Genomic DNA, 26,337 nt, shown 5'->3' on the forward strand with positions numbered 1-26,337 from the left:
CCCTCCCCCTACCGGCTCCACCCTCAGGAGGTGGGGCGCTCCCCACCCCTACAACCTGAGGGGGACCAGGGGTCGGGACCTGGGACCGATCCCCGCCGCACCCCCTCGCTCTTAACGTGGAGTCATGACTCCGCGACCCTCCGGCTCTGTCTGCGCCGGTGCCTCGACGCCCGCCGGCCGCCGCGCGCCCCGTCTCGGCATCCTGTCCCTCGTCCCCGCCCAGCCGGGACCGGCGGCACCCGCGGCCCCCCAGGCCCGCCCGTTCGCGTACCCCTCCTTCGCCTCGTACGTCCGTGCCCGGGGCCCGGTCCTGCTGCGCGCCGCGCGCTCGCTGACCGCGAACCCCTCGGACGCCGAGGACCTGCTCCAGACGGCGCTGGCCAAGACGTTCGTCGCCTGGGAGCGCATCGAGGACCACCGCGCCCTGGACGGCTACGTCCGGCGCGCGCTGCTCAACACCCGTACGTCCCAGTGGCGCAAGCGCCGGGTCGACGAGTACGCGTGCGAGGAACTTCCGGAGCCGGTCCTGGACCGGGAGCCGGACCCGGCGGAGCGCCAGGTGCTGCACGACGCGATGTGGCGCGCGGTGATGAAGCTCCCCGAGCGGCAGCGGGCGATGGTCGTCCTCAGGTACTACGAGGACCTGAGCGAGGCGCAGACCGCCGAGGTGCTCGGGGTCTCGGTCGGCACGGTCAAGAGCGCGGTGTCGCGGGCGCTCGGCAAGCTGCGCGAGGACCCGGAGCTGGCCCCGGCGGCGTGACGCGGTGAGGGCGCGGTGACGCGGTGCCGGGTGACGGTGCGGATGGTCATGGCCCCCGAAGGACTTCGTCCCCGTGAGGGGCCACACCACCCGGAAGTACCCGGAATGCATGGTTCCGGTACGGCCCCCGGAACCGTAGTCCGTCACCTCGCCGGCCGGCCCCTCCGGCGTCGTGGCAGGTCACCCGGGTATACGTTACCCTCGGTTATGCCAGTGATCACTGGCGAAATTGGATACTCCCGGGTAGTGACATACCGGGTGGACGTGAGCAGAATCAGCACACCCCCACCTCACTACCGCCGCGTAGCGCCCTCGGGAGGACGCCGTGCTGAGCACCATGCAGGACGTACCACTGACCGTCACCCGCATCCTCCAGCACGGGATGCGTGTCCACGGACAGTCGACCATCACCACCTGGACCGGCGAGCCGGAGCCGCAGCGCCGCACCTTCGCGCAGACCGGTGCCCGCGTCGCCCAGCTGGCCCATGCCCTGCGCGACGAGCTCGGTGTCACCGACGGCGAGTGCGTGGCAACCCTCATGTGGAACAACGCCGAGCACGTCGAGGCGTACTTCGCGATCCCCGCCATGGGCGCGGTCGTCCACACCCTCAACCTGCGACTGCCCGCCGAGCAGCTGGCCTGGATCGTGGGCCACGCCGCCGACCGGGTCCTCCTCGTCAACGGCTCCCTCCTGCCGCTCGTCGCCCCGCTCCTCCCGCATCTGCCGACCGTCGAGCACGTCGTCGTCACCGGCCCCGGCGACCGCTCCGTCCTCGACGGCGCGACCGCGCGCGTCTGGGACTACGAGGAGCTGATCGCCGGCCGTCCCGCCACCTACGACTGGCCCGAGCTGGACGAGCGCGCCGCGGCCGCCATGTGTTACACCTCCGGCACCACCGGCGACCCCAAGGGCGTCGCCTACTCCCACCGCTCCATCTACCTGCACTCCATGCAGGTCGGCATGACGGAGTCGATGGGGCTGAGCGCCAAGGACACCTCGCTGGTCGTGGTTCCGCAGTTCCACGTCCTCGCGTGGGGGATCCCGCACGCCGCCTTCATGACCGGTGTCAGCCTGCTGATGCCGGACCGGTTCCTCCAGCCGGCGCCGCTCGCCGACATGATCGAGATGGTGCGTCCGACGCACGCCGCCGCCGTCCCCACCATCTGGCAGGGGCTGCTCGCCGAGGTCCTCGCCCGTCCCCGCGACCTCACCTCGATGGCCCAGGTCACCATCGGCGGCGCCGCCTGCCCGCCCTCCCTCATGGAGGCGTACGACAAGCTCGGCGTCCGGCTCGTGCACGCCTGGGGCATGACGGAGACCTCCCCGCTCGGCACCGTGGCCCACCCGCCGGCCGGCCTCACCGCCGAGGAGGAGTGGCCGTACCGCGTCACCCAGGGCCGCTTCCCGGCGGGCGTGGAAGGCAGGCTGGTCGGCCCCGACGGCGAACTCCTGCCCTGGGACGGCGAGTCGGCCGGTGAGCTGGAGGTGCGCGGCAACTGGATCGCGGGCTCCTACTACGGCGGCGCCCACGGCGAACCCCTGCGCCCGGACGACAAGTTCAGCGCCGACGGCTGGCTCAAGACCGGCGACGTCGGCATCATCACCGCCGACGGCTACCTCACCCTCACCGACCGGGTGAAGGACGTCATCAAGTCCGGCGGCGAGTGGATCTCCTCCATAGACCTGGAGAACGCCCTGATGGCCCACCCGGCCGTCGCCGAGGCCGCCGTCGTCGCCGTCCCGGACGAGAAGTGGGGCGAGCGTCCGCTCGCGACCGTCGTCCTCAAGGAGGGCGCGAGCGCGGACTACACGGAGCTGCGGGCCTTCCTCCTCGCCGAGGGCGGCGTCGCGAAGTGGCAGCTCCCCGAGCGCTGGGCCATCGTGCCGGCCGTTCCGAAGACGAGCGTCGGGAAGTTCGACAAGAAGGTGATCCGCAAGCAGTACGCGGACGGTGACCTGGACGTCACCCAGCTGTAGGGCTATTGCCCTGACCTCGGCGCCAACCGACCGGCTCGGCCGATCGGTTGGCGTCGGCCGCCCTGCACAGGGCGGCCGGTACAGGTCAGTTGGTGCCGATCTTCGCGAGCAGGTCGACGATCCGGGACTGCACCTCGGTGCTGGTCGACCGCTCGGCGAGGAAGAGGACCGTCTCGCCCGAGGTGAGCCGCTCCAGCTCCGACTCGTCGAGACCCGCCGAGGTGTAGACGACGAGCGGAGTGCGGTTCAACCGCCCGTTCGCGCGCAGCCAGTCGATGATCCCGGCCCGGCGGCGGCGCACCTGCATCAGGTCCATCACCACCAGGTTCGGCCGGAGATCCTGGGCCAGCGCGACCGCCTCGGTGTCGGACGCGGCCCGCGCGACCTGCATCCCGCGCCGCTCCAGCGTCGCGGCCAGCGCCTCCGCGATGTCCTCGTTCTCCTCGATGAGCAGCACGCGCGACGGGTGCTGCTCGCTGTCCCGGGGCGCCAACGCCTTCAGCAGGACGGCCGGATCGGCGCCGTACGCCGCCTCGCGGGTCGCCTGCCCGAGCCCGGCCGCGAGCAGCACCGGCACCTCGGCGGCGACGGCGGCCTGGCGCAGCGACTGGAGCGCGGTACGGGTGATGGGGCCGGTCAGCGGGTCGACGAAGAGCGCGGCCGGGAAGGCGGCGATCTGCGCGTCGACCTCCTCACGGGAGTGCACGATCACGGGGCGGTAGCCGCGGTCGCTCAGCGCCTGCTGGGTGGCCACGTCCGGCGCGGGCCAGACGAGCAGCCGGCGCGGGTTGTCCAGCGGCTCCGGGGGGAGTTCGTCGTCGACGGGCTGCGGCAGCGGCTGGTTCGCCACCTCCACGGCACCGCCGGGGCCGTCCAGCGGCTCCGGACCCTCCGCCGAGCCCTCTGCGGGCGCCTCTATCGCGTACGAGCGGCCCTCGGGCGCCGGGGGCGTGCCCAGCTTCGACACGGGCAGACCCGCGGGCCCGGGCACCGGCCCGGGCACCGGCGCGGATACCGGCATCGGCGCGGACGCGGGGGCCTGCGCGGGGGCCGGGGCGCCGACGGTCGCCGGTACGGGCAGGGGCATCGGCGCGGGCATCGCCGAGGGCACCGGCAGGGGCTGGCCGCCCTGCGGCTGGGGCTGCTGTGGCTGGGGCGCGGGGAGCGCGGCAGCGGCGGCCGGGGCCGGGCGGTTCTCCTCGGCCGGGTTGCCGAGCTTACGGCGCCGGCCGGACGCGGGGGCGGGCGCCGGGGCCTGGGCGACGGGCGCCGCGGTGGCGGGGGTGGCCGGCGCGACCGGGGCGGCCGGAGCGGACGGCGGGGTCAGCGGGACGCCCTGCCCGAGGGTGCGCACACTGAACGCCCGTCCCTGCGAGGCGTCCTGGGACGCGTTCCGGGGCGCGGGGGCCGCCGGAGCCGCCGGAACCTCGGGCGGCAGGGGTACGGAGCCGGTGCCGGTCGCGGTGGCCGCGCCCAGAGCCGTACCGGAACCCGAACCCGTGCTCGTACCCGAACCCGAACCCGTGCTCGTACCCGAACCCGAACCCGAACCCATGCTCGTACCCGAACCCGTACCTCCGCCGGTGCCGGGCGTCGGCGCGGGCAGCGGGTGGGACTGCGGCGAGACGTGCTCGTCCGCCGGCAGCGCCCGTACGGCCGCGTGCTCGGCGGGGTGTTCGGCCACGTGCCCGGCCGCGGGGTGGTCCGGCGTGCGGTCGGCGTCGGCCGGCGGCAGCGCGAACGGCGTCCGCGGTCCCGCCTCGGCGGCCGCGGCCCGCTCCTGCGCGGCGGCGAGCGCCCGGCGGCGCCGCCCGGTCGGCTGCTGCCGCGTCGCGGAAGCCTCGGCCGACGCGATGGCGGGCAGCGCGGGCAGAGCGGAGGCCGCGGGCATGCCGGAGGGAGGCACGGGCATACCGGAGGGCCCGGACGCGGGCACGGGGGCCAGTGCCGGAGCGGCGGATACGGCGGGGGTACCGGCGTCGGCCGGAACACCCTGCGGCGGAACCGTGTCACCGAGCGCGGGGCGCGGCTGCGCGCCCTCGGCGGCGGTCACGACCGCGCCCTCGGCGGGCCGGCCCCGGCGGCGGCCGGTGCCGGTGGGCTGCCCGGCCGCGGCCGGGGGGGCGGCCTGGGCGGGGATCAGCTCATGGGGCGTACCGCCGGGCGGGGTGTCGCCCTGCCGGCCGCGGCGGCGGCCGGTCGGCTGAGGTACCGCCGTCGCGTCGTCCGACGCCAGCGGGCTCTCCAGGAACGCGTCCGTGGACGCCCGGCGCCCGCGCCGCCGCCCGCTCCCCACCACGGCCTCGGCCTGAGCCGGCTGGGGCGACTGGGTGGCCTGCGCGGGCAGCGCGATGGGCTCGGCGCCCGCCGGCTGCCGCTCCTGGCTCCCTCGCGCGGCGGGTACGGCCACGGCGGGCTCGGCGGCCGACTCGGCCCGCGGTGAGGATCCCGGCTCGTTGCCGGCCACGCCGGCGGCCTCGGCCCCGCTGTCGGCCCCGGTCTCGTCGTCCCCGTTCTCGCTGCCGGGCTCGTTCTCGTCGACGTCATCGACATCATCGACCTCGTCGGACCCGTTCCCGGCCTCGGCCTCCGGCGCGAGGGTGCCGCGTCCGGCGCCGAGCGGCACCTCCACGACGTACGCGCCGCCCGCCGTCCCCGGCACCTTGTGCGTCTGCACCACACCACCGTGCGCCGCGACGATCCCGCGCACGATCGGCTGATGGACCGGATCGCCGCCCGGGTACGGGCCGCGCACCTCGATCCGTACGACGTCACCGCGCTGCGCCGCCGCGACCACGATCGTCGAGTCGCCGGGCGCCGCCTTGCTCTTGCCGGTCGCGTCGACCCCGGCCACGTCCGCGACGAGATGCGCGAGCGCGGTGGTGAGCCGTACCGCGTCCACCTCGGCCTCGATCGGCGGCGTGTGCACGGCGAACTGGACCCGGCCCGGTCCGATCAGCTCCACGGCCCCGTCGATGCCGCCGGTCACGATGCCGCCGAGCGGCACCACGCTCTTGTCCAGCTCCTCCGCGCCCGCGTCGAGGCGCTGGTAGCCGAGGACGTTGTCGACGAGGGTGGTCATCCGGGCGTAACCGGCGGCCAGATGGTGCAGCACCTGGTTGGCCTCGGGCCACAACTGCCCGGCGTCGTCGGCGGCGAGGGCGCCCAGCTCGCCGCGCAGCTCCTCCAGGGGCCCGCGCAGCGACCCGGCCAGGACGGCCGTCAGCTGCGCGTGCCGGGCCGCGAGCGCCGCGTACCGCTCCCGCTGCTGCTCCAGCTCGGTGGCGTGCCGCTCGGCGCGGTCGGCGAGTTCGGTGGCGTGCTCCTCCAGCAGCCGCTCGTGCGGCCTGCGGTCGGTGAAGGTCATGACGGCGCCGACGAGCTGGTCCCCGTCCCGTACCGGCGCGGTGGTCAGGTCGACCGGCACCCGCTCGCCGTTCTTCGCCCACAGCACCTGTCCGCGGACCCGGTGCTTGCGGCCGGAGCGGAGGGTGTCGGCGAGCGGCGACTCGTCGTACGGGAAGGGGTCGCCGTCGGCGCGCTTGGCGAGGATCAGCCGGTGCAGATCGGCACCGCCGAGCTCGGGCGCCCGGTAGCCGAGGATCTGCGCGAAGGCGGGGTTGACGAGGACGACCCGGCCGTCGGTGTCCGTGCCCACGACGCCCTCGGACGCGGCGCGCAGGATCATCTCGGTCTGCCGCTGGGAACGGGCCAGTTCGGCCTCGGTGTCCACGGTGCCGGTGAGGTCCCGGACGACCAGCATGAGGAGTTCGTCGCCGGTGTAGCCGCCGCCGTGCACGTGCCCGTGGCCGGTGACGCCGTGCGGGGCGTACGCGTCGCGGCCGTCCTCCAGGTTGGCGCTCGTCACCTCGACGGGGAACTCGCCGCCGTCGGTACGGCGGGCGGTCATCCGCGCCGGGCGGGTACGGCCCTGCTCGTCGACGGTGTCGGGGCGGCGCATCGAACCGGGGATCAGCCGCGAGTCGAACTCCGGCAGCAGATCGAGCAGCCCGCGCCCGACGAGCGCGGTGCCGGGGGTCTCGAACATGCCGAGCGCGATGGTGTTGGCGTTGACGACCGTGCCGTTGCAGTTCACGAGCACGAGGCCGTCGGGGAGCGCGTCGAGTATGGCGGCGAGGCGAGCAGCGCCTCGGGATGGCCTGCTGCTCACGAGACGCTTCCTCCCTGAACCCACTGCAGGTGCCCTGCAGCTCTTGCGCTTGCGCTGGTGCTTAGTGGCCGGCGGGCCCCATCTTGCCCCCGGGGCCGCGGTGTGTCACGGAGGGATTCTAAGGGAGACACCGGCGGCCGGGGGCTCTGCCCCGGCCAGGGGCCGGACATGAGGGGGCTTCAGACGCGGGTCAGGGGGAGCACGGGGCGCAGGTTGTCCCAGCGGTCCGTCTCGCATCCGTTGATCCGCGAGAAGCGGGCGTCGACGCGATGACCCTGCCAGGTCCCGGTGACGCGCGCGGTGGCCGGACCCCCGTACAGCTGGGTGCACATCTGCCCCTGCGGGACCGGCGCGAACGGGTTCTCGCCCGCCTGCGCGAGCTGCCTCAGCCGCCGGCACGCGCTCGCCGCCGCCGGGTGCGTTCCGCCGGGTGTGGCACCGCACTCCAGCCGGAAGTCGCCGTCGGCCTCCGGGGACCCGCTGCGCTCGACCCGCACCCGCAGGGTGTCCGCCGCCGGGGCCGAGAGCAGCGGCAGCGGGGGCAGCGGCCCGCGCGCCGGGGCGGCGGTGACGCTCGCGCTCGCGGTCGGGCCCGCGACGGGTACGAGGGCCGCGGCGGCGACGAGGACGGCGGCCGCGGTGGCGGTACGGAGCGGGGCACGGAGCGGGACACGGGTGCGCTGCGGCATGGGGGACTCCCGTCGGGATGTCTGGGTGCCCCGGCGCCGAGGCCGCGCCGGGGCGGGCGTGCCGCGGCGGCGCCCGGGGCGCGGGGCGTTCTGCCCTGACTAACGCTCCCGGGCCCGCCGCGTTGCGCGATCCGGGTGAGCCGGCGGGAGCAAGGTCTGGAGCCGGGTGCCGGGCGGGTGCGGGCAGCGCGGGGAAGCCGGGCGTGGAACGGGGCGCGCGGGGGGCGCAGGGGCTTTGCCCCGGGCACCCGGTGCCTAGTACGGTGAAAGCGATTGGTGACACGCCGCTCTTCTGTGTCATCATCTGCACACACCGCTCGCCTGCGCGTGAGGTGTATGGAGGCGTCGCCTAGTCCGGTCTATGGCGCCGCACTGCTAATGCGGTTTGGGTTTTAAAGCCCATCGAGGGTTCAAATCCCTCCGCCTCCGCACGAAGACTGAAGCCCCGGCCCTCAAGGCCGGGGCTTCAGTCGTTCCCGGCCCCGGCGATCCCCGCCGCGCCCACTTCGTACCCCCGCACCTCTTGCGCTTCGTGTGACCCCGGTCTCTTTCCCGCCATTCCGGCCCCCTGACGGCGTTCCGCTTGCCCTCCCCGCCCACCTGGGCGACCTCCACGCGATTCGCGTTTCCGCAGGTCAGAGGGGGTGTGGCCAATGGATTTCACAGGACGGCGGCAGTCATGTAATGTTCTTCCTGTCGCCGCGAGCGGGCCGAAAGGCCGGGGAGCGGAGACGAAAACTAAAAACAAGCACTCGTAGCTTAACGGATAGAGCATCTGACTACGGATCAGAAGGTTGCAGGTTCGAATCCTGCCGAGTGCACAGAGTCGAGAGGCCCGGACGAAAGTCCGGGCCTCTCGCGTTGTCCGGACACGCGATGGCTGGAGCGGCGGGTACGGCGAGCGCGGGGCCGGAAGTCGTCGGTGGCGGGCCGTGGTGGTTGACGGGGGCCTCGGCCGGGTGGTGAGGGTGGGGGATGGCTGAGCATCCGATGCCCGAGTCCGAGCCCGTATCCGTTCCCGCGCCTGTGCCCGTGCCCGCGTCCCCGGTCGTTCAGCGGCTGGCGCGGTACGCGAAGGAAGAGCAGGACGAGATCCTCGGGGGCGGCGACGATCCCTTCGGGGTCGCGTACGCCGGACTGACGTGGCGGCCCAAGGAGGAGCACTTCGGGGTCAGGGTCGGCGGGCGGCTCGTGGCGCATGCCGGGCTGGTGCGGTTGCCGTTGTCGGTCGGCGGCGTGGACACCGAGGCAGTCGGTGTCGGTGGGGTGGCCGTCGCGCCCGGGATGCGGGGGCAGGGGCTCGCACGGCTGGTGGTCGGGGCCGCGCTGGATCACGCGCGCACGTGGGGTCCGCCGTACGGGTTGCTCTTCTGCCGGCCCGCGCTGGTGCCGCTGTACGAGCGGCTCGGCTGGCGGGAGGTCGGCGAGGAGGTCCGGGTCGAGCAGCCGGAGGGGACCGTGGTGATGCCGCTGCGGGCCCTGTGGACGCCGCTCGGTGAGGGAGTGGCGTGGCCGGGCGGCGCCGTAAGGCTGCGCTCGTATCCCATGTAGGCGTATGCGGTCACAGGTGGGGCCTGCGTAGCCGCAGGTGGTCCCATGCGGTCGATGCCCCCGGCCGGTTCGGACGGGGGCATCGGTGCGGCGGGGCCGGCGGATCGGAGAAGAGGAGAGGGTCAGCAGCCGTCGAGGTAGGCGGTGTGGATCCAGACGCCCGTGCGGCCGCCCCAGAGATCGCCCATCACCCAGTTGCCCTCGGTGCCGCGGTAGTTGAGTTTCTGGCCTCGGTTCACCGTGCCCAGGACGGGATAGTTGGTGCCTGGACCGCCGCGGAAGTTCACCCCGTTGTCGTTGACGGTGCACACGGCCTCGACCTGGGGCGCGTGGACGGCCGGGGCGGCGGTCTGGGGGGTGGCCGCGGTGGCCATGCCGGTGGACACGGCGGCCCAGCCGAGGAGTGCTGCGGCGACGGCGGTGGAAGCGCGCTTGATCACGATGATCCCTTCGTTCGTACCGGAGTCTCGCGCCCTCAGTCTGCATTGCTCTCTGTGGCCTTGAACAGGAAATTCACTACTGTGAGTGACTATTAAGGGGTGGGGGAATGCGTCTCGGAGTGTCGGGGTAGCGGGCGCCGCGCGATAGCGTCATGCGTCGTGGATGTCTGGTACGTCGCCTATGGGTCGAACATGCGGGCCGAGCGGCTCGGGCGGTATCTCGCGGCCTGCCGGGACACGGCCGCACCCCGGGAGTCACGGGCGGTCGTGACGGCGGGGACGGTGTACTTCGCGACCGAGTCCCGGGTGTGGGGCGGCGGCCGGGCGTTCTGTGATCCCGGTGCGCCCGGGGCCGTGTGGGGGCGGGCGTATCTGCTGTCCGCGGGGCAGTTCTCCGACATCGCCGCGCAGGAGATGTACCGGGAAGCGGGCGCCGACCTGGATCTCGGCGGCGTACTGGCGCGTGGGCGGGCGGAGTTCGGGCCCGGACGGTACGAGACCCTCGTCCGCGTCGGCGAGCTGGACGGGGTGCCGCTGCTGACGTTCACCGCGCCCTGGTCCCTCGGCGAGGTCGAACTGCGCGCGCCCGTCGCGGCGTACCTGCGGCAGATCGCCGCCGGCCTGCGCGAGGCCGGCGCCTGGAGCGACGCGGAGATCGCCCGCTATCTCGCCACCCGCCCCGGCGTGGCGGGGTGTTGGGGAGAGGCGGAGCTTCGCGGGTTGATTGCCGGGGATTTCCCGGAAACCTACTGATCCATCCTGAAAGACCGTTAACATCCTGAATACGGAGAACCCACACCTTCGGGTGAACCGAACTGATATCCACGTCAGTTGAATATGCCTTCGGCCTAGCTTGTGCGTGGAGGTGATGACCGGTGAAGGCCACCGATGCCATCGATGTCGACGACTTCGTGTACGCCGCCACGGGATCGCGGCTCAGGAGGCTGACGCTCCCGGACGGGACACACTGGTTCCCCGCCGTGGACGCGGCCCGGCAGCTCGGGTACGCCAGTGCGCGGCAGGCACTCCGGGCGCATGTCGACCCGGCCATGCACACCACGGTCGGAGAACTGCCCTGCGATCCCGACACGGCCGCCCAGGACGCCCACCCCAAGGGGCTCAAGGATTCGACCCGCGTCGTGTGCCTCGAAGGGCTCGTGCAGCTCGTCACCGCCTCCGCCCGCGTCGAGGCGAGGCCCTTCAGAACCTGGGTCGCCGAGGTCGTGACCGGCGTCCAGCGGGACGGTTCCTATGGTCTGGAGCTCTCGCCCCTGCGCGCCGCCGGGTTCGTGCTGCCGCAGCAGCTGCTCGACGTCCTCGTGCGGCTGGAGGAGGGCACCATCGAACTCGACGCGGAGCAGAGCGCGCTGCTGGAGGAGGCCGGCCGGGATCTGCACCGGATCGCCGAGCGGCTCTCCGAGTCCCTGGGGCGGTTCGCCTTCCCGCAGATCCCGGCCCAGCGCTCGCTCGGCGCTTCCTCCCCGGTCTCCCCGGCAGCTCCCGCCGCTCCCGCCGCCGCTCCCCCTTCCGCGGACGGCCGTACGGACCGGCCGGTCCGATCCGCCGGCTCCGGCTCCGGTACGGCCGGTGCCTCCGCCGACAACGAGGCCACCGGCACCGGTTCAGGCGGCGGCTCCCGCTCCTCCGCCCTCACCCCGCAGGAACTGCTCGCCTCCTGGTCCGCGCGGGACGTCGTCGTCGGCGAGGACATCCACGCCGTCGCCTCCTGCCTCGCCCCCGCCCTCGTCCGCGGCGGGGTCCGCTACCGCCTGGAGGAGGTCGCCCGCCGCACCGGGCTCACCTCCGAACGGGTCCGCGACTGCGTCCGCATACTCGTGGAGCGCGGCTGCATGCGGCACGCGGGCGGCACCGGAGCCGACGGCGGACTGCTCTACGTCCTGCCCTGACGGCCCCGAGTCCCGCACCCCGCACCCCGCACCCCTATGCCCCGCGCCCGGCTCTCCGGCTCCGTGGCGCCCGCTGTCAGCGGGCCGTACGAGACTGGACCCATGGTGGTGTGGCGGAGTGCCGGCGTGTCCTGGCGGGACGGACGGCCCGCGCTGCGGTGGGAGGGCCGCGGCGGCCGGGCCAGCGCGCTCGCGTACGGGCAGGACCTGGCCTTCCGGGCCCTCGGCGAGCGGCACTGCTCCGGCGCCCGCGGCAACCCCTGTCCCCTCGCCGCCACCGTGCCCGGCCCCGCCACCGGTGGACGCTGCCCCTCCTGCGCACGCCTCGACCGGGCGCACTCCGTGGCCGCCGACACGCTCGCCGACGACCGCCGCCCGTACCGCGTCTATCTCGCCTGGTTCGGCCCCGGGATGGTCAAGGTCGGCATCACCGGCGAGGCGCGCGGCGCCACCCGCCTGCTCGAACAGGGCGCGATCGCGTTCTCGTGGCTGGGGCGCGGACCGCTGATGGCCGCCCGGCGTACGGAGGAGGTGCTGCGGCACGCGCTCGGCGTGCCCGACCGCATCCCGTACGCCCGTAAGCGCGCCGCCCGGTACGCCCTGCCCCCGGCCCCCGAGCGGGCGCGCGAGGTCGAGGAACTGTACGAGCGGGCACGCGGCGTCCCGGCCTGGAGCGAGACGCTGGAGGCGCTGCCCTGCGAAGTCCACGACCACGCCGAGACGTTCGCCCTGGCCGCGCTCGGCCCGACGGCCCCGACGGCCCCGACGGCCCCGACGGCCCCGACGGCCCCCGGCACAGCCACCCCGCCCGGCCTCGCCACCGGCCCCGCCTCCCCGCCCGGACCGCGCACCCCGCCCCGTACCCACGACCCCTATGGGCTCGTCGTCACCGAACTCGTCGACGGCGGTGTCGTCTCCGGGCGGCTGCTCGCCGCCGCCGGTCCCGATCTGCATCTGAGCGACCGCGACGGGCGGGCCCTGGTCCTCGACACCCGGCTCCTCACCGGCTGGGAACTCGCCGCCGCGCCCGCCGGGCACCCGGTGACCGTGCCGCTGGCCGCGCCGCCTCCACCCGCCGAGGGCAAGGGGGTCCGGGGCAGCCAAGGAGCCCCGCAGGAACCGCTGTTCTGACCCCGCCCGCGACCGGAGCCGTACAGTCGCCTCACCTGCCAGGAGAGGAGCGACGCCCATGAGCGCGACCGAGGACCGGTCCGAGGCCGATGACGTCAGGGACTTCGCGCGGCGGATCGGGATACCCGGACTCGTCGACGTCCACACCCACTTCATGCCCCGCAACGTCCTCGACAAGGTGTGGGCGTATTTCGACTCCGTCGGCCCCCTCACCGGCCGCCCGTGGCCCATCGCGTACCGCACCGAGGAGGACCGGCGGGTGGCGACCCTGCGGGAGTTCGGGGTCCTCGCCTTCACCTCGATGCTCTACCCGCACAAGCCCGGCATGGCCGCCTGGCTCAACGAATGGTCCGCCGGCTTCGCCGCCCGTACCCCCGACTGCCTGCACACCGCGACGTTCTTCCCCGAGCCCGGCGCGCCCGGTTACGTCCGGCAGGCGCTCGACGGCGGGGCCCGGGTCTTCAAGGCGCATCTCCAGGTCGGCGCGTACGACCCGAACGACCCGCTGCTCGACGGCGTCTGGCGGCTCCTGGAGGACACCGCGACCCCGGTGGTCGCCCACTGCGGATCCGGACCCGTCCCCGGCCCGCACACCGGCCCGGGCCCCGTCGGCGCGCTCCTTGCCCGGTACCCCCGGCTGCGGCTGATCGTCGCGCACATGGGGATGCCGGAGTACGGCGACTTCCTGGACCTCGCCGAACGATACGAGGGCGTCCACCTGGACACCACCATGGCCTTCACCGACTTCAGCGAGGAGGCCGCGCCCTTCCCGGCCGTCGATCTGAAGCGGCTCGGGCAACTGCGCGAGCGCATCCTGCTCGGCACCGACTTCCCCAACATCCCCTATCCGTACGTCCATCAGCTGCGCGCCCTCGAACGGCTCGGGCTCGGCGACGACTGGCTCCGTGCCGTCTGCCACGGCAACGCGGCGCGTCTGTTCGCCCTCGGGTAGCGACGGCTTTGCCCGCCCTTTTCCGTTCTCAGGAGATTCACAGGAAAGCGAAAGAGTCGTCTCACGCGCGTCGGAGAGCGTGTCCCGTATGACTGCGACCACGTTCCGCTCGCGTACCGAAGCCCCCCGGTCCGACAGCAGCAGTACGGTCCGCGTCCTCGTCGTCGACGACGAGGACGCGCTCGGCGAACTCCTCTCGATGGCCCTGCGCTACGAGGGATGGCAGGTGCGGCGCGAGGGCGACGGCGCGGGGGCGCTGGGGGCCCTACGGGCCTTTAGGCCCGATGTCGTCGTGCTCGGTCTGTCCCTGCCCGACATGGACGGCCTGTCGGTCCTCGCCCGGCTGCGGCGCGAACTGCCCGAGGTGCCGGTGCTGTTCCTGGCCGGGAAGGCGGACCGGGCGGCGAAGTCCGGCAAGGACGCCACCAGGGACACCGCCAAGGGCGCCACCGAGGACCGGGTCGCCGGGCTCACCGCCGGCGGGGACGACTACGTCACCAAGCCGTTCGGCATGGAGGAGGTGGTGGCCCGGCTGCGCGCGCTGATCCGCCGGTCCGGGGCCGCGCGGGCGCGCGGCGGCCGGCCGCTGCTCACCGTCGGCGACCTCACTCTGGACGAGGACAGCCACGAGGTGACGCGGGGCGGCGAGTCCGTCCATCTGACCGCCACCGAGTTCGAGTTGCTGCGCTATCTGATGCGCAACCCGCGCCGGGTGCTCAGCAAGGCGCAGATCCTGGACCGGGTGTGGTCGTACGACTTCGGCGGCAAGGCCAACGTCGTCGAGCTCTACATCTCCTACCTGCGGCGGAAGCTCGACGCGGGACGCGCCCCGATGATCCACACCCGGCGCGGGGCCGGTTATCTGATCAAGCCGGCGGAGTGACCGCGCCAAGTCGCCTTTTCCGGGCGTGACGTCGCTCGCGGCCGGCTCCGGCCCCGGCCCCCGCTTCGGCCCCGGGTGGCCTGGGGGCGGCCCGCCCGGGCTTGCGCCGACAGGTCTTCCATAAATCCCTATACAGCGTACGAGGACTCCTCTACGGTGTACGAGAACTCGCCTCGTACACCGTATAAGGAGTTGCCATGACGGCGTCGACCGCCACGAGCGGACGCGTAGCGACAGGCGGCCATCCCCAGCGCTGGCTGATCCTCGGCGTCATCTGCCTCGCCCAGCTCACCGTCCTCCTCGACAACACCGTCCTCAGCGTCGCCATCCCCTCCCTCACCACCGAACTCCACGCGTCCACCAGCGACATCCAGTGGATGATCAACGCGTACTCGCTCGTCCAGTCCGGCCTGCTCCTCACCGCCGGCAACGCCGCCGACCGCTACGGCCGCAAGAAGCTCCTCGCCGTCGGCCTCGCGCTCTTCGGTATCGGCTCGCTCACCGCCGGCCTGGCCGGCTCCACCGGCCAACTCATCGCCGCCCGCGCCGGCATGGGCATCGGCGGCGCGCTCCTGATGACCACGACCCTCGCCGTCGTCATGCAGATCTTCGACGACTCCCAGCGGGTCAAGGCCATCGCCATCTGGGCCACCATCGGCTCCCTCGGCTTCGCCGCGGGCCCGCTGATCGGCGGCGTGATCCTCGACCACTACTGGTGGGGGATGATCTTCCTGATCAACATCCCGGTCGCCGTGATCGGCCTCGCCGCCGTCCTCAAGCTGGTGCCGGAGTCCAAGAACCCCAAGGGCGAACGCCCCGACCCGCTCGGCGCACTGCTCTCCACCATCGGCATGACCGCGCTCGTCTACGCGATCATCACCGGCCCCGAGCACGGCTGGACCTCCGCCCAGGTGCTGATCCCGGCCGCGATCGGCATCGCCGTCCTCGGCGCCTTCGCCGCGTGGGAACTGCACATCCCGTACCCGATGCTCGACATGCACTTCTTCCGCAACCAGAAGTTCGTCGGTGCCGTCGCCGGTGCGATCCTGGTCATGCTCGGCATGGGCGGCTCGCTCTTCCTGCTCACCCAGCACCTGCAGTTCGTCCTCGGGTACGAGCCGCTGGAGGCGGGCCTGCGGATGACGCCGCTCGCACTGACGATCGTCGTCCTCAACCTCTCCGGAGTCGGCCCGAAGCTCGTCATGAAGATCGGCACGGCACCGGCCGTGGCCGGCGGGCTCACCCTGGTCGCCGCCGGTCTGACCTCGATAGCCCTGCTCGGTGGCGGTACGGACGGCGCGTACAGCGGCATGCTGCTGGGCCTGGTCCTGATGGGCGCGGGCATCGCGCTCACCAACCCGGCCATGGCCAACGCCATCATGAGCGCGATCCCGCCGGAGAAGGCCGGTGTGGGCGCGGGCATCAACGGCACCCTCGCCGAGTTCGGCAACGGTCTCGGCGTCGCCATCCTCGGCGCCGTCCTCAACGCCCGCTTCGCCGCCCTCGTCACCGTCACCGCCACCTCGCTCCCGGCCGCCCTGGCGGCGGCGTCCGGCACCGCCGAGCGGCAGAAGATCGCGGACGCCTTCGCCACCGGCCTCCAGACCAGCCAGCTGGTCGGCGCGGTCGCGGTCTTCGTCGGCGGTCTGCTGGCGGCGGCCCTGCTGAGCCGGGCCGAGCGCGCGGAACGGCGGGCCGCGGCGGCGAACGGCGGGGCGAACGGGGCGGCGAGCGGGTCGGCGAACGGAAGCGAGCCCACCGGGGGATCGGAGGACCCGGTGTCCGCTGCATAGCATGGGCGTGAGCGACGGACAGACGGAGGAACGCGATGGTCAGGGCAGCGGACAGGGCCAAGAACCCGACGCGTTCCAGTGTCTGGCTGGAACGGAACAAAGAGAGCCGGACCGCCCGCGGCGTGAGCGGCGGAAGCGGCCCGGCCGGGCTCGACCGTGAGCGGATCGTCGCCGCCTCGATCCGGATGCTGGACGAGGACGGCCTGGCCAAGCTCTCGATGCGCCGGCTCGCGACGGAGCTGAACGTCACCGCGATGTCCCTGTACTGGTACGTGGACACCAAGGACGACATCATCGAGTACGTCATCGACTCCTGCTACGAGGAGATCGACCTGGCCGAGGTCGCGGCGGCCGACGGCTGGCGGGAGCGGATCCGGGTGCTCGCCCTGGCGTACCGGCGGATGCTGGTACGCCACCCGTGGCTGTCGGCGTGCATGGGCCAATACCTCAACGTCGGCCCGAACTCGATCGCCGTCGGCAACGAGATGCAGCGGGCGATCCGGGACACCGGTCTGCCGCTCTCGCGCGTGCCGAGCGCGATGTCCGCCGTCTTCCAGTTCGTCTACGGCTACGGGACGATCGAGGGCCAGTTCGGCCGGGTCGCGGAGCGGGCCGGCATGTCGCAGGACGACTTTTACACGGACTCGATCAAGGCGTTCCGCGAGGAAGAACAGTTCAAGGAAGCCATCGAGGACATGTCATGTCTGCTCGACGAGCGGCTCACGCACGGCACCGTCGAGGAGATCTGGGACCGGGACTTCCTGTACGCCCTGGACGTGCTGATCGCGGGCATCGAGGTCATGGTCGAACGCGGGCGCGGAGAAGCGGCGGCGGAGTCGGCCGAGTCGGCGAAGAGGGCGTAACCGGCGGGGCGGCGGAGCGGTCGTACGGTCCGGCCCCCGGCCCTCCCGTCGTACGCATGAGGAAATGACGAAGCGGCGGGCCGTCCCCTGCCCGCCGCTTCGTACGTACCCGGCCGCGCCTCCGCTCGAAGCGCGGCCGGGAGTTTTTCTACTTGCCGGACGCGTCCGCCGGGACGGCGTCGGCCGGGACGGAGTCCTGCGGCTCGTCGGCCTTCTTCACCGTGTTGCTCTTCAGCGCGACCTCCTTGATGAACAGCGTCACCAGGAAGGCGAGGAAGGCGAACGGCGCCGAGTAGAGGAAGACGTCACCGACACCGTGTCCGTACGCGCTCTCCATGACGGTACGGATCGGGGCGGGCAGCTTGTCCATGTCGGGGATGCCACCGCCACCGGCCTGGCCCATGGCCGCCGCGGCCTTCGGGCCGAGCTCGGCGATGCCTTCCTTGACGTAATCGGTGACCCGGTGGGCCATGACCGCGCCGAGCGCCGAGACACCCATCGCACCGCCCAGGGAGCGGAAGAAGGTGACGACGGAGGAGGCGGCGCCGAGGTCGGCGGGCGCGACCTGGTTCTGGGTGCACAGGACCAGGTTCTGCATCATCATGCCGATGCCGAGGCCGAGGATCGCCATGAAGAGGGCGATGTGCCAGTACGGGGTGTCGTACCGCAGGGTGCCGAGCAGACCGAGGCCGCCGGTGGCGAGGGCGCCACCGCTGACCAGCCAGGCCTTCCAGCGGCCGGTCTTGGTGATGATCAGGCCGGAGACGGTCGAGGAGACGAAGAGACCGGCGATCATCGGGATGGTGAGGACGCCGGACATCGTCGGCGACTCGTTGCGGGCCAGCTGGAAGTACTGGCTGAAGAAGACCGTGCCGGCGAACATCGCGACACCCACGAAGAGCGAGGCGAGCGAGGCGAGGGTGATCGTCCGGTTGCGGAACAGGCGCAGCGGGATGATCGGCTCGGAGGCACGGGACTCGACGAGTACGAAGATGAGACCGAGCAGGACCGAACCGCCGACCATGGCGCCCGTCTGCCAGGACAGCCAGTCGTACTTGTCACCCGCGAAGGTGACCCAGACGAGGAGCAGGGAGACGGCGGCGCTGATGAAGAAGGCGCCGGCCCAGTCGACCTTGACCTGGCGCTTGACGACGGGGAGCTTCAGCGTCTTCTGGAGGACCAGGAGGGCGATGATCGCGAAGGGCACGCCGACGTAGAAGCACCAGCGCCAGCCGAGCCACTCGGTGTCGGTGATGACGCCGCCGAGCAGCGGGCCGCCGACGGTGGCGACGGCGAAGGTCGCGCCGAGGTAGCCGCTGTAACGGCCGCGCTCACGCGGGGAGATCATGGCGGCCAGGATGATCTGGGAGAGGGCGGTCAGACCGCCGACGCCGATGCCCTGGACGACACGGACGGCGATGAGCGTGCCGGTGTTCTGGGACAGGCCGGCCACGATCGAGCCCGCGACGTAGATGACCAGGGCTATCTGGACCAGCAGCTTCTTGGAGAAGAGGTCGGCCAGCTTGCCCCAGAGCGGGGTGGTCGCGGTCATCGCCAGGAGGGAGGCGGTGACGACCCAGGTGTAGGCGGACTGGCCGCCGCCCAGGTCGGTGATGATCTGCGGAAGCGCGTTGGAGACGATCGTGGACGACAGGATCGCGACGAACATGCCGAGCAGGAGCCCGGACAGTGCCTCCATGATCTGCCGGTGCGTCATCGGGGCGTCGGAACTGTCGCTCCGGCCCTCCTGTGCACCCTTGGAAGGTGCGGTGGTGGCCATGAATGTCCTTTGCGTGAAGTCTGGGTCTGGCTGCGTGAGGCCTGGGCAGGTCAGGCAGGTCAGGCGTGGTGGGGCAGGAAGTCGGGTGTGATCAGGCTCGGTCGGGCTTGATCGGGCTTGATCGGGTGGGTCGGGCAGGGTCAGGCGTGGTGGGCCCGGCAGTCCCCGAAGGAGTCGCGGAGGCGGGCGAGGAGGGTCGTGAGCAGGACGACGTCCTCGTCGGACCACTCCGCGAGATGGCGGGCGAGGACGTCGTTCAGCCGGCGGTCGAGTTCGGCGAGCATCTCCTCGCCGCCCGGGGTGAGGTGGAGAAGGCGGGAACGCCGGTCGGCCGGATCGGGCAGCCGCTCGACCCAGCCGTTCTCCACCGTGTGGGCGACGTGCCGGCTGCTGACCGACATGTCGACCGACATCAGCTCGGAGATCCTGCTCATGCGCATGTCTCCGTGGTGGTGAAGCAGTGCGAGGACGATCGCGGAACCGCCCGGGCACTCGGCGGGCAGGCTGCGGGCGAGTCCGCGCTTGACGGCCCCGATCGCACTCATCTGCCGGCTGAGCGCCTCGTACCGGTTCAGCTGGTCCATCAGGCACCCCTCCATCTTGTTGCTTAGAGCAACGATATAGATGGATGGTTGCTCCAGGCAAACTAAATCGGTCAAAGAGGGCTAAAGAATCGGCAAAGGTGGGGGTGTCGTACGGGTCACGTGCGCGGCTGCGGGGAACGGCGGGGGCAGGGCTTGGGGGCGTCCGCCCGACTTCGCTAGGGTCCGGGCCATGGCACACAACCCCCAAGCACCGTACGGCCAGGGCGGGCAGCCCCCCGAGGGCTCCTACGACCCCGCCGGCAGCACCCAGATGTTCCGCGCCTTCGTCGACGAGGGTGCCCCGCAGGGGCAGCAGCAGTACTCGGCTGCCGTCACCTCTTCCTCCTCCGGCGGCCCGCGCGTCGGCTTGATCGTCGGCGTCATCGTCGCGATCGCGATCCTGGCGGGCGTGGCCTGGCTGGCGCTGGGCTGACCTGCCCGCCACACGGCACTGGTCACTCGCCGCTCGCCGCTCGTCGCTCGTCATTCGACTCGGTACTCGCCTTCGACGGCCCCTGTGTGCTTCGGCATGTGGGGGCCGTCGGGGTTTGGGGGCGGGCGTACGGGGCGGGTGCGAGGTTGTACGAGGGGGTGGGGCGCGCAGGGAGCGGGCGTGGGCGTGTCTGAGCGCGAGGCCCGGGTGAGTGTGACGTGGTGTCCGCCCTCCTTCCGAGAGTCGCGCCTTCCAGCGCCGCGTCAAGGGCGCTCCTTCGTCGCGTCACTGCGTGATGGGCTGCGCCCACCCCTGACCCGGCGCTTCCAGGCGCGAAAAACACTCTCGGAGGGCGGCCCGGGGGAAGTCCACGCGGGGGCGGTGCCGTCTGTTGGCCGCCGTGGGCGGGCGGCGGGCCGCTGGTGGTGGGGTCCGGGTATCGCTCCGGTGGTGGTGTTGTTGCCCGTCCGCCGGTGGGGTGGGGCTCGGCTTGCGGTCCGGGCCGGGGGGACCGTGCCCGCCGGCCCTGGGTGCGCGGCTGGGGCGGCCCGGCACGGCTCAGCGAGTGACGGCCGTCGGTTGGTCGGGATTCATGCCCCGCTGGTCACCCCCGGCGGAAATAACTCGAAATCCCCGACCGGAGTGGGGCCGGTGTGAACTTGTGTGACTCCAGAGGCGACCCCGGGCGCTCGTGAGCGAGGAAACAATCCCGCGCCCCACCAGCAAGAATGAGGTGACACGCTGGATCGGGGAGGGTTTGTGCGGGACTACACGTTGACCATTTTTCTCGTCGTGTACGTCCCCTTCATGGCGAGCAGCGCGATCGACCGGCTCTCCGGCGATGGGTGGGCGCGGGTATGGGGAGCGGCCGAGGCCGCCCTGGCCGTCGCCATCCTGATCGGTTCGATCGGCGAGATGCGTCAGGGCTGGAAGAAGAAGCGGCAGAGCGCCGCCGCCGAGTAGGGCGCCTCCGGCAGGCCTGGGTCTCACCGGGCTTCCGCCGGGCGGTGGTCTCCTTCCGGCAGGCGACTGGTCCGGAACATGACGCAGGGGCGGAGGGGACCTTCGGGCGCGGTCGTGTCCTCGAAGTCGTCGGCCGGATCATGGGTCATGCCGAGCCGGCGCATGACCGCCTGGGAGCGGAGGTTGGCGACCTTCGTCATCGCGACCACTTCCGTGAGTCCCAAGGTCTCGAACGCGAAGGTCAGGCAGGCCAGAGCGGCCTCGGTCGCGTAGCCGTTCCCCCACGCGGCACGCTTCAGCCGCCATCCCACGTCCACGCCCTTGACCGGCAGCCCCTTCACGACATCCAGGCCGGCGCGACCGAGGAACTCCCCCGTCTCCAGCGATTCGAGGGCCCACCATCCGAAGCCCCGTGCGTCGAAGTCGGCCCGCATCCGGGCCACCGTGGCATCACTCTCTTCCCGCGTCAGCAGGTCGCCCAGGTATCTCCGGATCTCGGGGTCGGCATTCATCGCCGCCCACGGCTCCAGGTCGGACTCTTGCCAGGGACGCAGGAGAAGGCGAGCGGTTCGCAGTTCTGACATACCGATCAGCCAACCCAGTCCCCTTCAGCGTGTCGATCGGTTTCTTCCAGCCATCCGCCGGGGGCGATCAGCGGGGCATGAATCCCCGCCCGCCGACGGCGGTCATCCGCTGAGACGGCCCTGGCCGCCCCACTTCACGACCGAGCGCCCCGAACCGGCGGAGACCGTCCCACCCAGCCCGGGCATCCCGGATGACGGCGAACATGCCCGTCTTCCTGGAGCACGTCCTGTGTTCGTTCTCCGGAGCGGCTGATCGGCACCCCTGCGGGCGTAGGGGCTGTCCGGTGGGTCACCGCCAGTGGGCGGTGACCTCACGGGTGTCGACGCGCATCCCGAGCGGCACCCGCCAGGCGTCCACGCAGACCGTGTACGTAGGGGTCTCGGACGCGCCGGGCGCGAGCGGTACGGGCAGGGGCTGCGTGGAGTCGAGCGTGGCCCAGTCGACGCCGAGAGCGCCGATCACATGCGTGGCGAAGGTGACCGTACCCGAACGAGCCGCCGTACCACCGGCGTTGTGGAAGGTGACGGTGACCTTCTCGCACCAGCGTCGGTCGGTGCCGGCGCGCACGGGCGCGGAGAGAGTGAGCGCCGCGGCCGACGGCGGCCCGGTGGGCGCCGGAGCCGGGGACGGGGCCGTACCCGGGGTGGTGGAGGGGGCGGGAGCCGGTGGTGTCGCCGGAAGGGGCGGGGTGGGCGTGCCCGGTGTCCGGCCGGGCGTTCCGGGTGCGTCCGGCGCCCTGGAAGCCTGAGGGGCCCGGGGGCCGGGCAGGGCCACGGGCGATACCTGGTCGCCGTCCCGTGCCGGGCGCCCTCTCGGAGCCGTACCGCTGGAAGTCTTCGGCGCGGCGGAGCGGTCGGGCTCCAGGGGGACCAGCGTGACCGGGCCGGGCGAGGGCGCCGCACCCCGAGGGCCCGTCGGGCCTGCGGCGCCGACCGCCGCGTAACCCTGGGGGGCGTCGTCCGTGCCGCATGCGGTCAGCGCTCCACCGAGGCAGAGTGCGACCAGTACGGCCGCCCTGACCGTGACCGCAGCCCCCGCTCGGTTCCCGCGTCGACGACTCATGGCTGCCATGCCCGCCAGTCTGGCTGACGGGCCGTCAGGAAGGAAGTGCGGGGATTCCGGCGGGAGTTCAGTCCGCGATCAGGCCCTCACGGAGCTGCGCCAGGGTGCGCGTCAGCAGGCGCGAGACGTGCATCTGCGAGATGCCGACCTCCTCGCCGATCTGCGACTGGGTCATGTTGGCGAAGAAGCGCAGCATGATGATCTGCCGCTCGCGGGGCGGGAGTTTGGCGAGCAGCGGCTTGAGCGACTCGCGGTACTCGACGCCTTCCAGAGCCGTGTCCTCGTAGCCGAGGCGGTCGGCCAGCGAGCCCTCGCCGCCGTCGTCCTCCGGGGAGGGCGAGTCGAGCGAGGAGGCGGTGTACGCGTTGCCGACGGCGAGGCCGTCGACCACGTCCTCCTCCGACACCCCGAGTACGGCGGCGAGTTCGGGGACGGTGGGGGAGCGGTCGAGCTTCTGCGCGAGCTCGTCGCTGGCCTTGGTGAGGGCGAGCCGCAGCTCCTGGAGGCGGCGCGGGACGCGCACGGACCACGAGGTGTCGCGGAAGAAACGCTTGATCTCGCCGACGACCGTCGGCATCGCGAACGTCGGGAATTCCACGCCCCGTTCGCAGTCGAAGCGGTCGATCGCCTTGATCAGGCCGATGGTGCCGACCTGGACGATGTCCTCCATCGGCTCGTTGCGGGAGCGGAAGCGGGCCGCCGCGTACCGCACGAGGGGGAGGTTGAGCTCGATCAGGGTGTCGCGGACGTAGGTCCGCTCCGGGCTTTCCTCGGCCGCGCCCTCCTCGTCCAGGGCGCGCAGCCGCAGGAAGAGAGAGCGGGAGAGCGTGCGGGTGTCGATGGCCTCGGTGGTGACGGCCGTCTGCGCGGAGGCGCGGCCCGCGACGCCGTCGGCGGCGGTCGGAGCCGTCGTCTGCGCGGGCATGGGCGTGAGCGTGAGCACCTTCGAGCTGCCCTGTTCTGCGGACATGCCACCCCCTTTGAGGTCGCGGACGGTCGTGGCGGCCACGGCCATCTGAGGAACGCAGCCTCCACCTGAATACCGGAGGTGGGGCCATGGCAAACGCGGTTTCCACAGAATGTCACAAGTCGGCAACACGCTGTAGTGATTTGTCGACACAAAGTAGCCGAGTATCCGCAGGAAACAAGGGGTGCAGGGCTTTTGGGAGGCCGAAAAGCCGCTCCGGAAGGGTCTACCCGATCCAGTTACGCCTCGATCCTATTTGCGGATCTCAGGCGGGCGAAGCTCCGGGCGAGGAGTCTTGACACATGCATCTGCGAGACCCCGAGCTCCTGACTGATCTGGGACTGGGTCAGGTTGCTGTAGTAGCGGAGCATCAGGATGCGCTGCTCGCGCTCGGGCAACTGGACGAGCAGATGCCGTACGAGATCGCGGTGTTCGACTCCGGCGAGCGCGGGATCCTCGTAGCCGAGGCGGTCGAGCAGGCCCGGCAGGCCGTCGCCCTCCTGGGCGGCCTCCAGAGAGGTGGCGTGATAGGAACGGCCGGCCTCGATACAGGCGAGCACCTCGTCCTCGCCGATCTTGAGACGCTCGGCGATCTCGGCGGTGGTGGGGGACCGGCCGTGGGCGGTGGTGAGGTCCTCGGTGGCACCGTTGACCTGGACCCACAGTTCATGGAGGCGGCGGGGGACGTGCACGGTGCGGACGTTGTCGCGGAAGTAGCGCTTGATCTCGCCGACGACGGTGGGCATGGCGAACGTCGGGAACTGCACGCCCCGGTCCGGGTCGAAGCGGTCGATGGCGTTGATCAGGCCGATGGTGCCGACCTGGACCACGTCCTCCATCGGCTCGTTGCGGCTGCGGAAGCGGGCGGCGGCGTAACGGACGAGGGGGAGGTTGGCCTCGATCAGGGCGCCGCGGACGTGCTGGTGCTCGGGGGTGCCCGGCTCCAGGTTCTTGAGCCGGGCGAACAGCACCTGGGTGAGGGCGCGGGTGTCGGCGCCGCGGGTGCCGGGGCGATGAACGCCGGTACGCGGGCCGGAGGAGCCGTCTCCGTCTCCCTCGCTTTCTCCGCCGGGACTCTCGGGTGCGTCCGGCGTGCCGGGGCCCGCGGCGGGGCCGGTGCTGGGGTCGGTGCCGGCGTGGGGGGTGGTCTCGGGGGCGCCGGGGGCGCCGGAGGTGTCTGAGGCGTCGCGGGGGCTCGGGGCGCCGGGCGTGGGCGTGGGGGTGGGCGCGGTACGGCGGCGGGGGGTGTCCGGGCTTCCGGGCTCGTTCTGGGGAGGGACTTGAGGCGCTGCACTGGCCGGCACGTTCACGCCACCCCTTCACGTCAACTTCGGTCGACTCATTCGTCAAAAGCGGTCATAGCATCACAAGACATGTCCACTGTGTGCAAGCACCGCATAACTACGTGTTGAGTGAGCGCGTGACGGGTAAGAATCCGGGCCCTCCGCCGTCGACGGCGAAGGGCCCGCAAGGGTGGTGACGCGTGCGTACGCGTGAGTGGGCCGGAGAGGCCGGAGTGAGGGATCAGGCCTCGAACGGGTAGTCGGCGATCACCCAGGTGGAGAACTCGCGCCAGAGCGCGACACCGGCCTGATGAGCCGGGTGCTCCAGGTAGATCTTGAGCGCGTCCGCGTCGGCGACGGCGGAGTTGATGGCGAAGTCGTACGCGATCGGCCGGTCCGAGACGTTCCAGGCGCACTCCCAGAACGTCAGCTCGGGGATCTGCGAACCGAGGGCGCGGAACGCCTCGACGCCCGCGACCACCCGCGGCTCGTCCCGCTCGACACCGTCATTGAGTTTGAAGAGGACCAGATGGCGGATCACTGCCGTCTCCCGTGAACGAGTCCGATACGAGTCAGTTGACGAGCTCCGTCATGAACTGGCCGACGCCTTGAGCGGCGCTCGATATGCCCTCGAACCCTACCTGGACGAGATCCGCCGCCCGGGCCGGGGAAGTGATGATCGTGTACAGCACGAACACCCCGACCGCATAGAGCGCGACCTTCTTCACCTGCGCCATTCGTCCGCTCTCCCCAGTCGCCCCGAAGACCCCTGTCACCACCGCTGTCGGCGCCGCGTTCACGCGGTCGCCGAGTCTAACGGAGCCCCTTCCGGCCGGGCCTTTATGGACCAATGGCCCACCCAACGGGGCCTTTCGCCGACCCCCGGAACAACGGCCACCAGAGCAGGATGGGTGTCGAGCCCGGCGGATCTGGCAGGAATCCGCAGGGCATCGAACCGGCCCTCACTGCGGGGTCCGCGCCGAGTGCTTCCCCTGACCACGGCGCTGGACTTGAAGGCCCGGTTCGCATCGGGGGGAGCGGCTTGTCCCCCCGATGCCGCTCCCCCCGGCCAAGCGCCTCCAGTGGCTGTTCCGCGCCTTCTGGGGGGCCTCCCCTCCCCGCCCCCCGCCCCCCTCCCCGCCCCCCCTTCTTCTCCCGGCCCCGGCCCCGGCTTCGGCCTCGCTCTCGGCGTTCCGCGGCCGGGGGCCTTCACCGTCCCTTCGCGCTCACCTCACGCTTGTCCCTTCGCTTCCGTCTTGCCCGGGCGTCCGGCGCGCCGTCGGCCTGATGGCGCATCAGGCGCACGGTGGGCGGCCAGTCCGAGGGGGTCGAACGGTGAGCACTCACGAAGGACGGCGGAGCGACGAGCGGCCGGACGAGCGATCCACCGGGCGCCCCGACGACCGGGGGCCGGCGGCCTCGCACGCGTACGCCTCGGTGCGGGACCCGGCCGGCGCCGAGCAGGGCGACGTCCGCCTCCGCGTCGACTGCACCGAGACCACCGACGGCTGCGAGCACCACGCCGTGGGCCCGATCGCCGACGACTGCCGGTCTCCCGGTCC

General features: G+C 72.2%; 23 protein-coding genes and 2 tRNA genes. 14 read left to right on the plus strand and 11 right to left on the minus strand.

The features are described from left to right. Positions 1-124 precede the first annotated feature (124 nt). Complete coding sequence (locus tag ACGFRB_RS20755; RefSeq protein ID WP_393244804.1) at positions 125-760, plus strand: SigE family RNA polymerase sigma factor; 636 nt, start codon at positions 125-127, stop codon at positions 758-760. A 325-nt stretch (positions 761-1,085) separates the two neighbouring features. Continuing rightward, entirely contained in the window at positions 1,086-2,738 is a 1,653-nt protein-coding gene (locus ACGFRB_RS20760) for a long-chain fatty acid--CoA ligase (RefSeq protein WP_393244806.1), read from the plus strand. A gap of 85 nt (positions 2,739-2,823) precedes the next feature. Here ACGFRB_RS20760 and ACGFRB_RS20765 read toward each other — a convergent pair whose 3' ends face one another. Both ACGFRB_RS20765 and ACGFRB_RS20770 read right to left on the minus strand, forming a co-directional pair. Then, positions 2,824-6,909 (minus strand): PAS domain-containing protein, encoded by a 4,086-nt coding sequence (locus ACGFRB_RS20765; protein WP_393244808.1) that lies wholly within the window; start codon positions 6,907-6,909, stop codon positions 2,824-2,826. A 179-nt stretch (positions 6,910-7,088) separates the two neighbouring features. Then, complete coding sequence (locus ACGFRB_RS20770; RefSeq protein WP_393244809.1) at positions 7,089-7,598, minus strand: SSI family serine proteinase inhibitor; 510 nt, start codon at positions 7,596-7,598, stop codon at positions 7,089-7,091. A gap of 338 nt (positions 7,599-7,936) precedes the next feature. On the opposite strand from ACGFRB_RS20770, the gene ACGFRB_RS20775 reads away from it, so the two are divergent. The 3 genes from ACGFRB_RS20775 to ACGFRB_RS20785 all read left to right on the plus strand — a co-directional run bounded on the left by ACGFRB_RS20775 (position 7,937) and on the right by ACGFRB_RS20785 (position 9,149). Beyond that, positions 7,937-8,027, plus strand: a tRNA-Ser gene (locus ACGFRB_RS20775). 319 nt (positions 8,028-8,346) lie between these two features. Then, positions 8,347-8,419: transfer RNA gene (locus ACGFRB_RS20780), tRNA-Arg, on the plus strand. A gap of 154 nt (positions 8,420-8,573) precedes the next feature. After that, entirely contained in the window at positions 8,574-9,149 is a 576-nt protein-coding gene (locus ACGFRB_RS20785) for a GNAT family N-acetyltransferase (protein ID WP_393244811.1), read from the plus strand. Between the two features lie 122 nt (positions 9,150-9,271). Here the strand turns inward: ACGFRB_RS20785 and ACGFRB_RS20790 are convergent, their stop codons facing one another. Continuing rightward, positions 9,272-9,589, minus strand: a complete 318-nt coding sequence (locus tag ACGFRB_RS20790) for an SH3 domain-containing protein (protein WP_393244813.1) — start codon at positions 9,587-9,589, stop codon at positions 9,272-9,274. A gap of 159 nt (positions 9,590-9,748) precedes the next feature. Between ACGFRB_RS20790 and ACGFRB_RS20795 the strand changes: the two genes are divergently transcribed. The 7 genes from ACGFRB_RS20795 to ACGFRB_RS20825 all read left to right on the plus strand — a co-directional run bounded on the left by ACGFRB_RS20795 (position 9,749) and on the right by ACGFRB_RS20825 (position 17,118). Further along, on the plus strand, positions 9,749-10,342 hold the full coding sequence (locus tag ACGFRB_RS20795; RefSeq protein ID WP_363003420.1) for a histone deacetylase: 594 nt from the start codon (positions 9,749-9,751) through the stop codon (positions 10,340-10,342). Positions 10,343-10,464: 122 nt separating this feature from the next. Further along, positions 10,465-11,496, plus strand: a complete 1,032-nt coding sequence (locus ACGFRB_RS20800; RefSeq protein WP_393244815.1) for a Bro-N domain-containing protein — start codon at positions 10,465-10,467, stop codon at positions 11,494-11,496. 102 nt (positions 11,497-11,598) lie between these two features. Beyond that, on the plus strand, positions 11,599-12,627 hold the full coding sequence (locus ACGFRB_RS20805) for a DUF2797 domain-containing protein (protein WP_393244817.1): 1,029 nt from the start codon (positions 11,599-11,601) through the stop codon (positions 12,625-12,627). Positions 12,628-12,685: 58 nt separating this feature from the next. Continuing rightward, entirely contained in the window at positions 12,686-13,579 is an 894-nt protein-coding gene (locus ACGFRB_RS20810; RefSeq protein ID WP_393244819.1) for an amidohydrolase family protein, read from the plus strand. An 88-nt stretch (positions 13,580-13,667) separates the two neighbouring features. Next, the gene (locus ACGFRB_RS20815; RefSeq protein WP_393244820.1) at positions 13,668-14,462 is read left to right on the plus strand and encodes a response regulator transcription factor; all 795 of its coding nucleotides are present in this window, start codon (positions 13,668-13,670) and stop codon (positions 14,460-14,462) included. Positions 14,463-14,659: 197 nt separating this feature from the next. Then, positions 14,660-16,255 (plus strand): MFS transporter, encoded by a 1,596-nt coding sequence (locus tag ACGFRB_RS20820; protein ID WP_393244822.1) that lies wholly within the window; start codon positions 14,660-14,662, stop codon positions 16,253-16,255. A gap of 35 nt (positions 16,256-16,290) precedes the next feature. Then, positions 16,291-17,118, plus strand: coding sequence for a TetR/AcrR family transcriptional regulator (locus tag ACGFRB_RS20825; protein ID WP_393244823.1), 828 nt, complete (start codon positions 16,291-16,293; stop codon positions 17,116-17,118). A 148-nt stretch (positions 17,119-17,266) separates the two neighbouring features. On the opposite strand, the gene ACGFRB_RS20830 is transcribed toward ACGFRB_RS20825, so the two are convergent. Then, positions 17,267-18,898 (minus strand): DHA2 family efflux MFS transporter permease subunit, encoded by a 1,632-nt coding sequence (locus tag ACGFRB_RS20830; RefSeq protein WP_393244825.1) that lies wholly within the window; start codon positions 18,896-18,898, stop codon positions 17,267-17,269. A gap of 140 nt (positions 18,899-19,038) precedes the next feature. Continuing rightward, on the minus strand, positions 19,039-19,482 hold the full coding sequence (locus tag ACGFRB_RS20835; protein WP_361227440.1) for a MarR family transcriptional regulator: 444 nt from the start codon (positions 19,480-19,482) through the stop codon (positions 19,039-19,041). Between the two features lie 190 nt (positions 19,483-19,672). On the opposite strand from ACGFRB_RS20835, the gene ACGFRB_RS20840 reads away from it, so the two are divergent. Together ACGFRB_RS20840 and ACGFRB_RS20845 are read left to right on the plus strand one after the other, a co-directional pair. Then, a complete protein-coding gene (locus ACGFRB_RS20840) occupies positions 19,673-19,915 on the plus strand; it encodes a hypothetical protein (RefSeq protein ID WP_361227442.1) in 243 nt (80 codons plus the stop codon). 774 nt (positions 19,916-20,689) lie between these two features. Beyond that, positions 20,690-20,878 carry a hypothetical protein gene (locus tag ACGFRB_RS20845; protein ID WP_393244827.1) on the plus strand — a complete coding sequence of 63 codons (189 nt, stop codon included), beginning with the start codon at positions 20,690-20,692 and terminating at the stop codon, positions 20,876-20,878. Positions 20,879-20,901: 23 nt separating this feature from the next. Here the strand turns inward: ACGFRB_RS20845 and ACGFRB_RS20850 are convergent, their stop codons facing one another. The 6 genes from ACGFRB_RS20850 to ACGFRB_RS20875 form a co-directional block, all read right to left on the minus strand. Then, entirely contained in the window at positions 20,902-21,462 is a 561-nt protein-coding gene (locus ACGFRB_RS20850) for a GNAT family N-acetyltransferase (protein WP_393244829.1), read from the minus strand. 289 nt (positions 21,463-21,751) lie between these two features. Further along, positions 21,752-22,030, minus strand: a complete 279-nt coding sequence (locus tag ACGFRB_RS20855) for a hypothetical protein (RefSeq protein WP_393244831.1) — start codon at positions 22,028-22,030, stop codon at positions 21,752-21,754. 562 nt (positions 22,031-22,592) lie between these two features. Then, complete coding sequence (locus ACGFRB_RS20860; protein ID WP_363003396.1) at positions 22,593-23,495, minus strand: RNA polymerase sigma factor SigF; 903 nt, start codon at positions 23,493-23,495, stop codon at positions 22,593-22,595. A 236-nt stretch (positions 23,496-23,731) separates the two neighbouring features. Further along, a complete protein-coding gene (locus tag ACGFRB_RS20865; protein ID WP_393244833.1) occupies positions 23,732-24,796 on the minus strand; it encodes a SigB/SigF/SigG family RNA polymerase sigma factor in 1,065 nt (354 codons plus the stop codon). A 220-nt stretch (positions 24,797-25,016) separates the two neighbouring features. Beyond that, entirely contained in the window at positions 25,017-25,316 is a 300-nt protein-coding gene (locus ACGFRB_RS20870; protein ID WP_361227466.1) for a Dabb family protein, read from the minus strand. Between the two features lie 31 nt (positions 25,317-25,347). Then, positions 25,348-25,512 (minus strand): hypothetical protein, encoded by a 165-nt coding sequence (locus ACGFRB_RS20875; protein ID WP_363003394.1) that lies wholly within the window; start codon positions 25,510-25,512, stop codon positions 25,348-25,350. Positions 25,513-26,337: the final 825 nt, after the last annotated feature.

The organism is Streptomyces sp. NPDC048718, assembly GCF_043198875.1.
GTDB lineage: Bacteria > Actinomycetota > Actinomycetes > Streptomycetales > Streptomycetaceae > Streptomyces.

Bases quoted from the DNA above. Each gene is read 5' to 3' on its own strand.
- ACGFRB_RS20810 (WP_393244819.1), top strand. From the start codon at position 12,686: ATGAGCGCGACCGAGGACCGGTCCGAGGCCGATGACGTCAGGGACTTC.
- ACGFRB_RS20815 (WP_393244820.1), top strand. From the start codon at position 13,668: ATGACTGCGACCACGTTCCGCTCGCGTACCGAAGCCCCCCGGTCCGAC.
- ACGFRB_RS20850 (WP_393244829.1), bottom strand. From the start codon at position 21,462: ATGTCAGAACTGCGAACCGCTCGCCTTCTCCTGCGTCCCTGGCAAGAG.
- ACGFRB_RS20820 (WP_393244822.1), top strand. From the start codon at position 14,660: ATGACGGCGTCGACCGCCACGAGCGGACGCGTAGCGACAGGCGGCCAT.
- ACGFRB_RS20840 (WP_361227442.1), top strand. From the start codon at position 19,673: ATGGCACACAACCCCCAAGCACCGTACGGCCAGGGCGGGCAGCCCCCC.
- ACGFRB_RS20805 (WP_393244817.1), top strand. From the start codon at position 11,599: ATGGTGGTGTGGCGGAGTGCCGGCGTGTCCTGGCGGGACGGACGGCCC.
- ACGFRB_RS20860 (WP_363003396.1), bottom strand. From the start codon at position 23,495: ATGTCCGCAGAACAGGGCAGCTCGAAGGTGCTCACGCTCACGCCCATG.
- ACGFRB_RS20825 (WP_393244823.1), top strand. From the start codon at position 16,291: ATGGTCAGGGCAGCGGACAGGGCCAAGAACCCGACGCGTTCCAGTGTC.
- ACGFRB_RS20835 (WP_361227440.1), bottom strand. From the start codon at position 19,482: ATGGACCAGCTGAACCGGTACGAGGCGCTCAGCCGGCAGATGAGTGCG.
- ACGFRB_RS20770 (WP_393244809.1), bottom strand. From the start codon at position 7,598: ATGCCGCAGCGCACCCGTGTCCCGCTCCGTGCCCCGCTCCGTACCGCC.
- ACGFRB_RS20875 (WP_363003394.1), bottom strand. From the start codon at position 25,512: ATGGCGCAGGTGAAGAAGGTCGCGCTCTATGCGGTCGGGGTGTTCGTG.
- ACGFRB_RS20785 (WP_393244811.1), top strand. From the start codon at position 8,574: ATGGCTGAGCATCCGATGCCCGAGTCCGAGCCCGTATCCGTTCCCGCG.
- ACGFRB_RS20755 (WP_393244804.1), top strand. From the start codon at position 125: ATGACTCCGCGACCCTCCGGCTCTGTCTGCGCCGGTGCCTCGACGCCC.
- ACGFRB_RS20830 (WP_393244825.1), bottom strand. From the start codon at position 18,898: ATGGCCACCACCGCACCTTCCAAGGGTGCACAGGAGGGCCGGAGCGAC.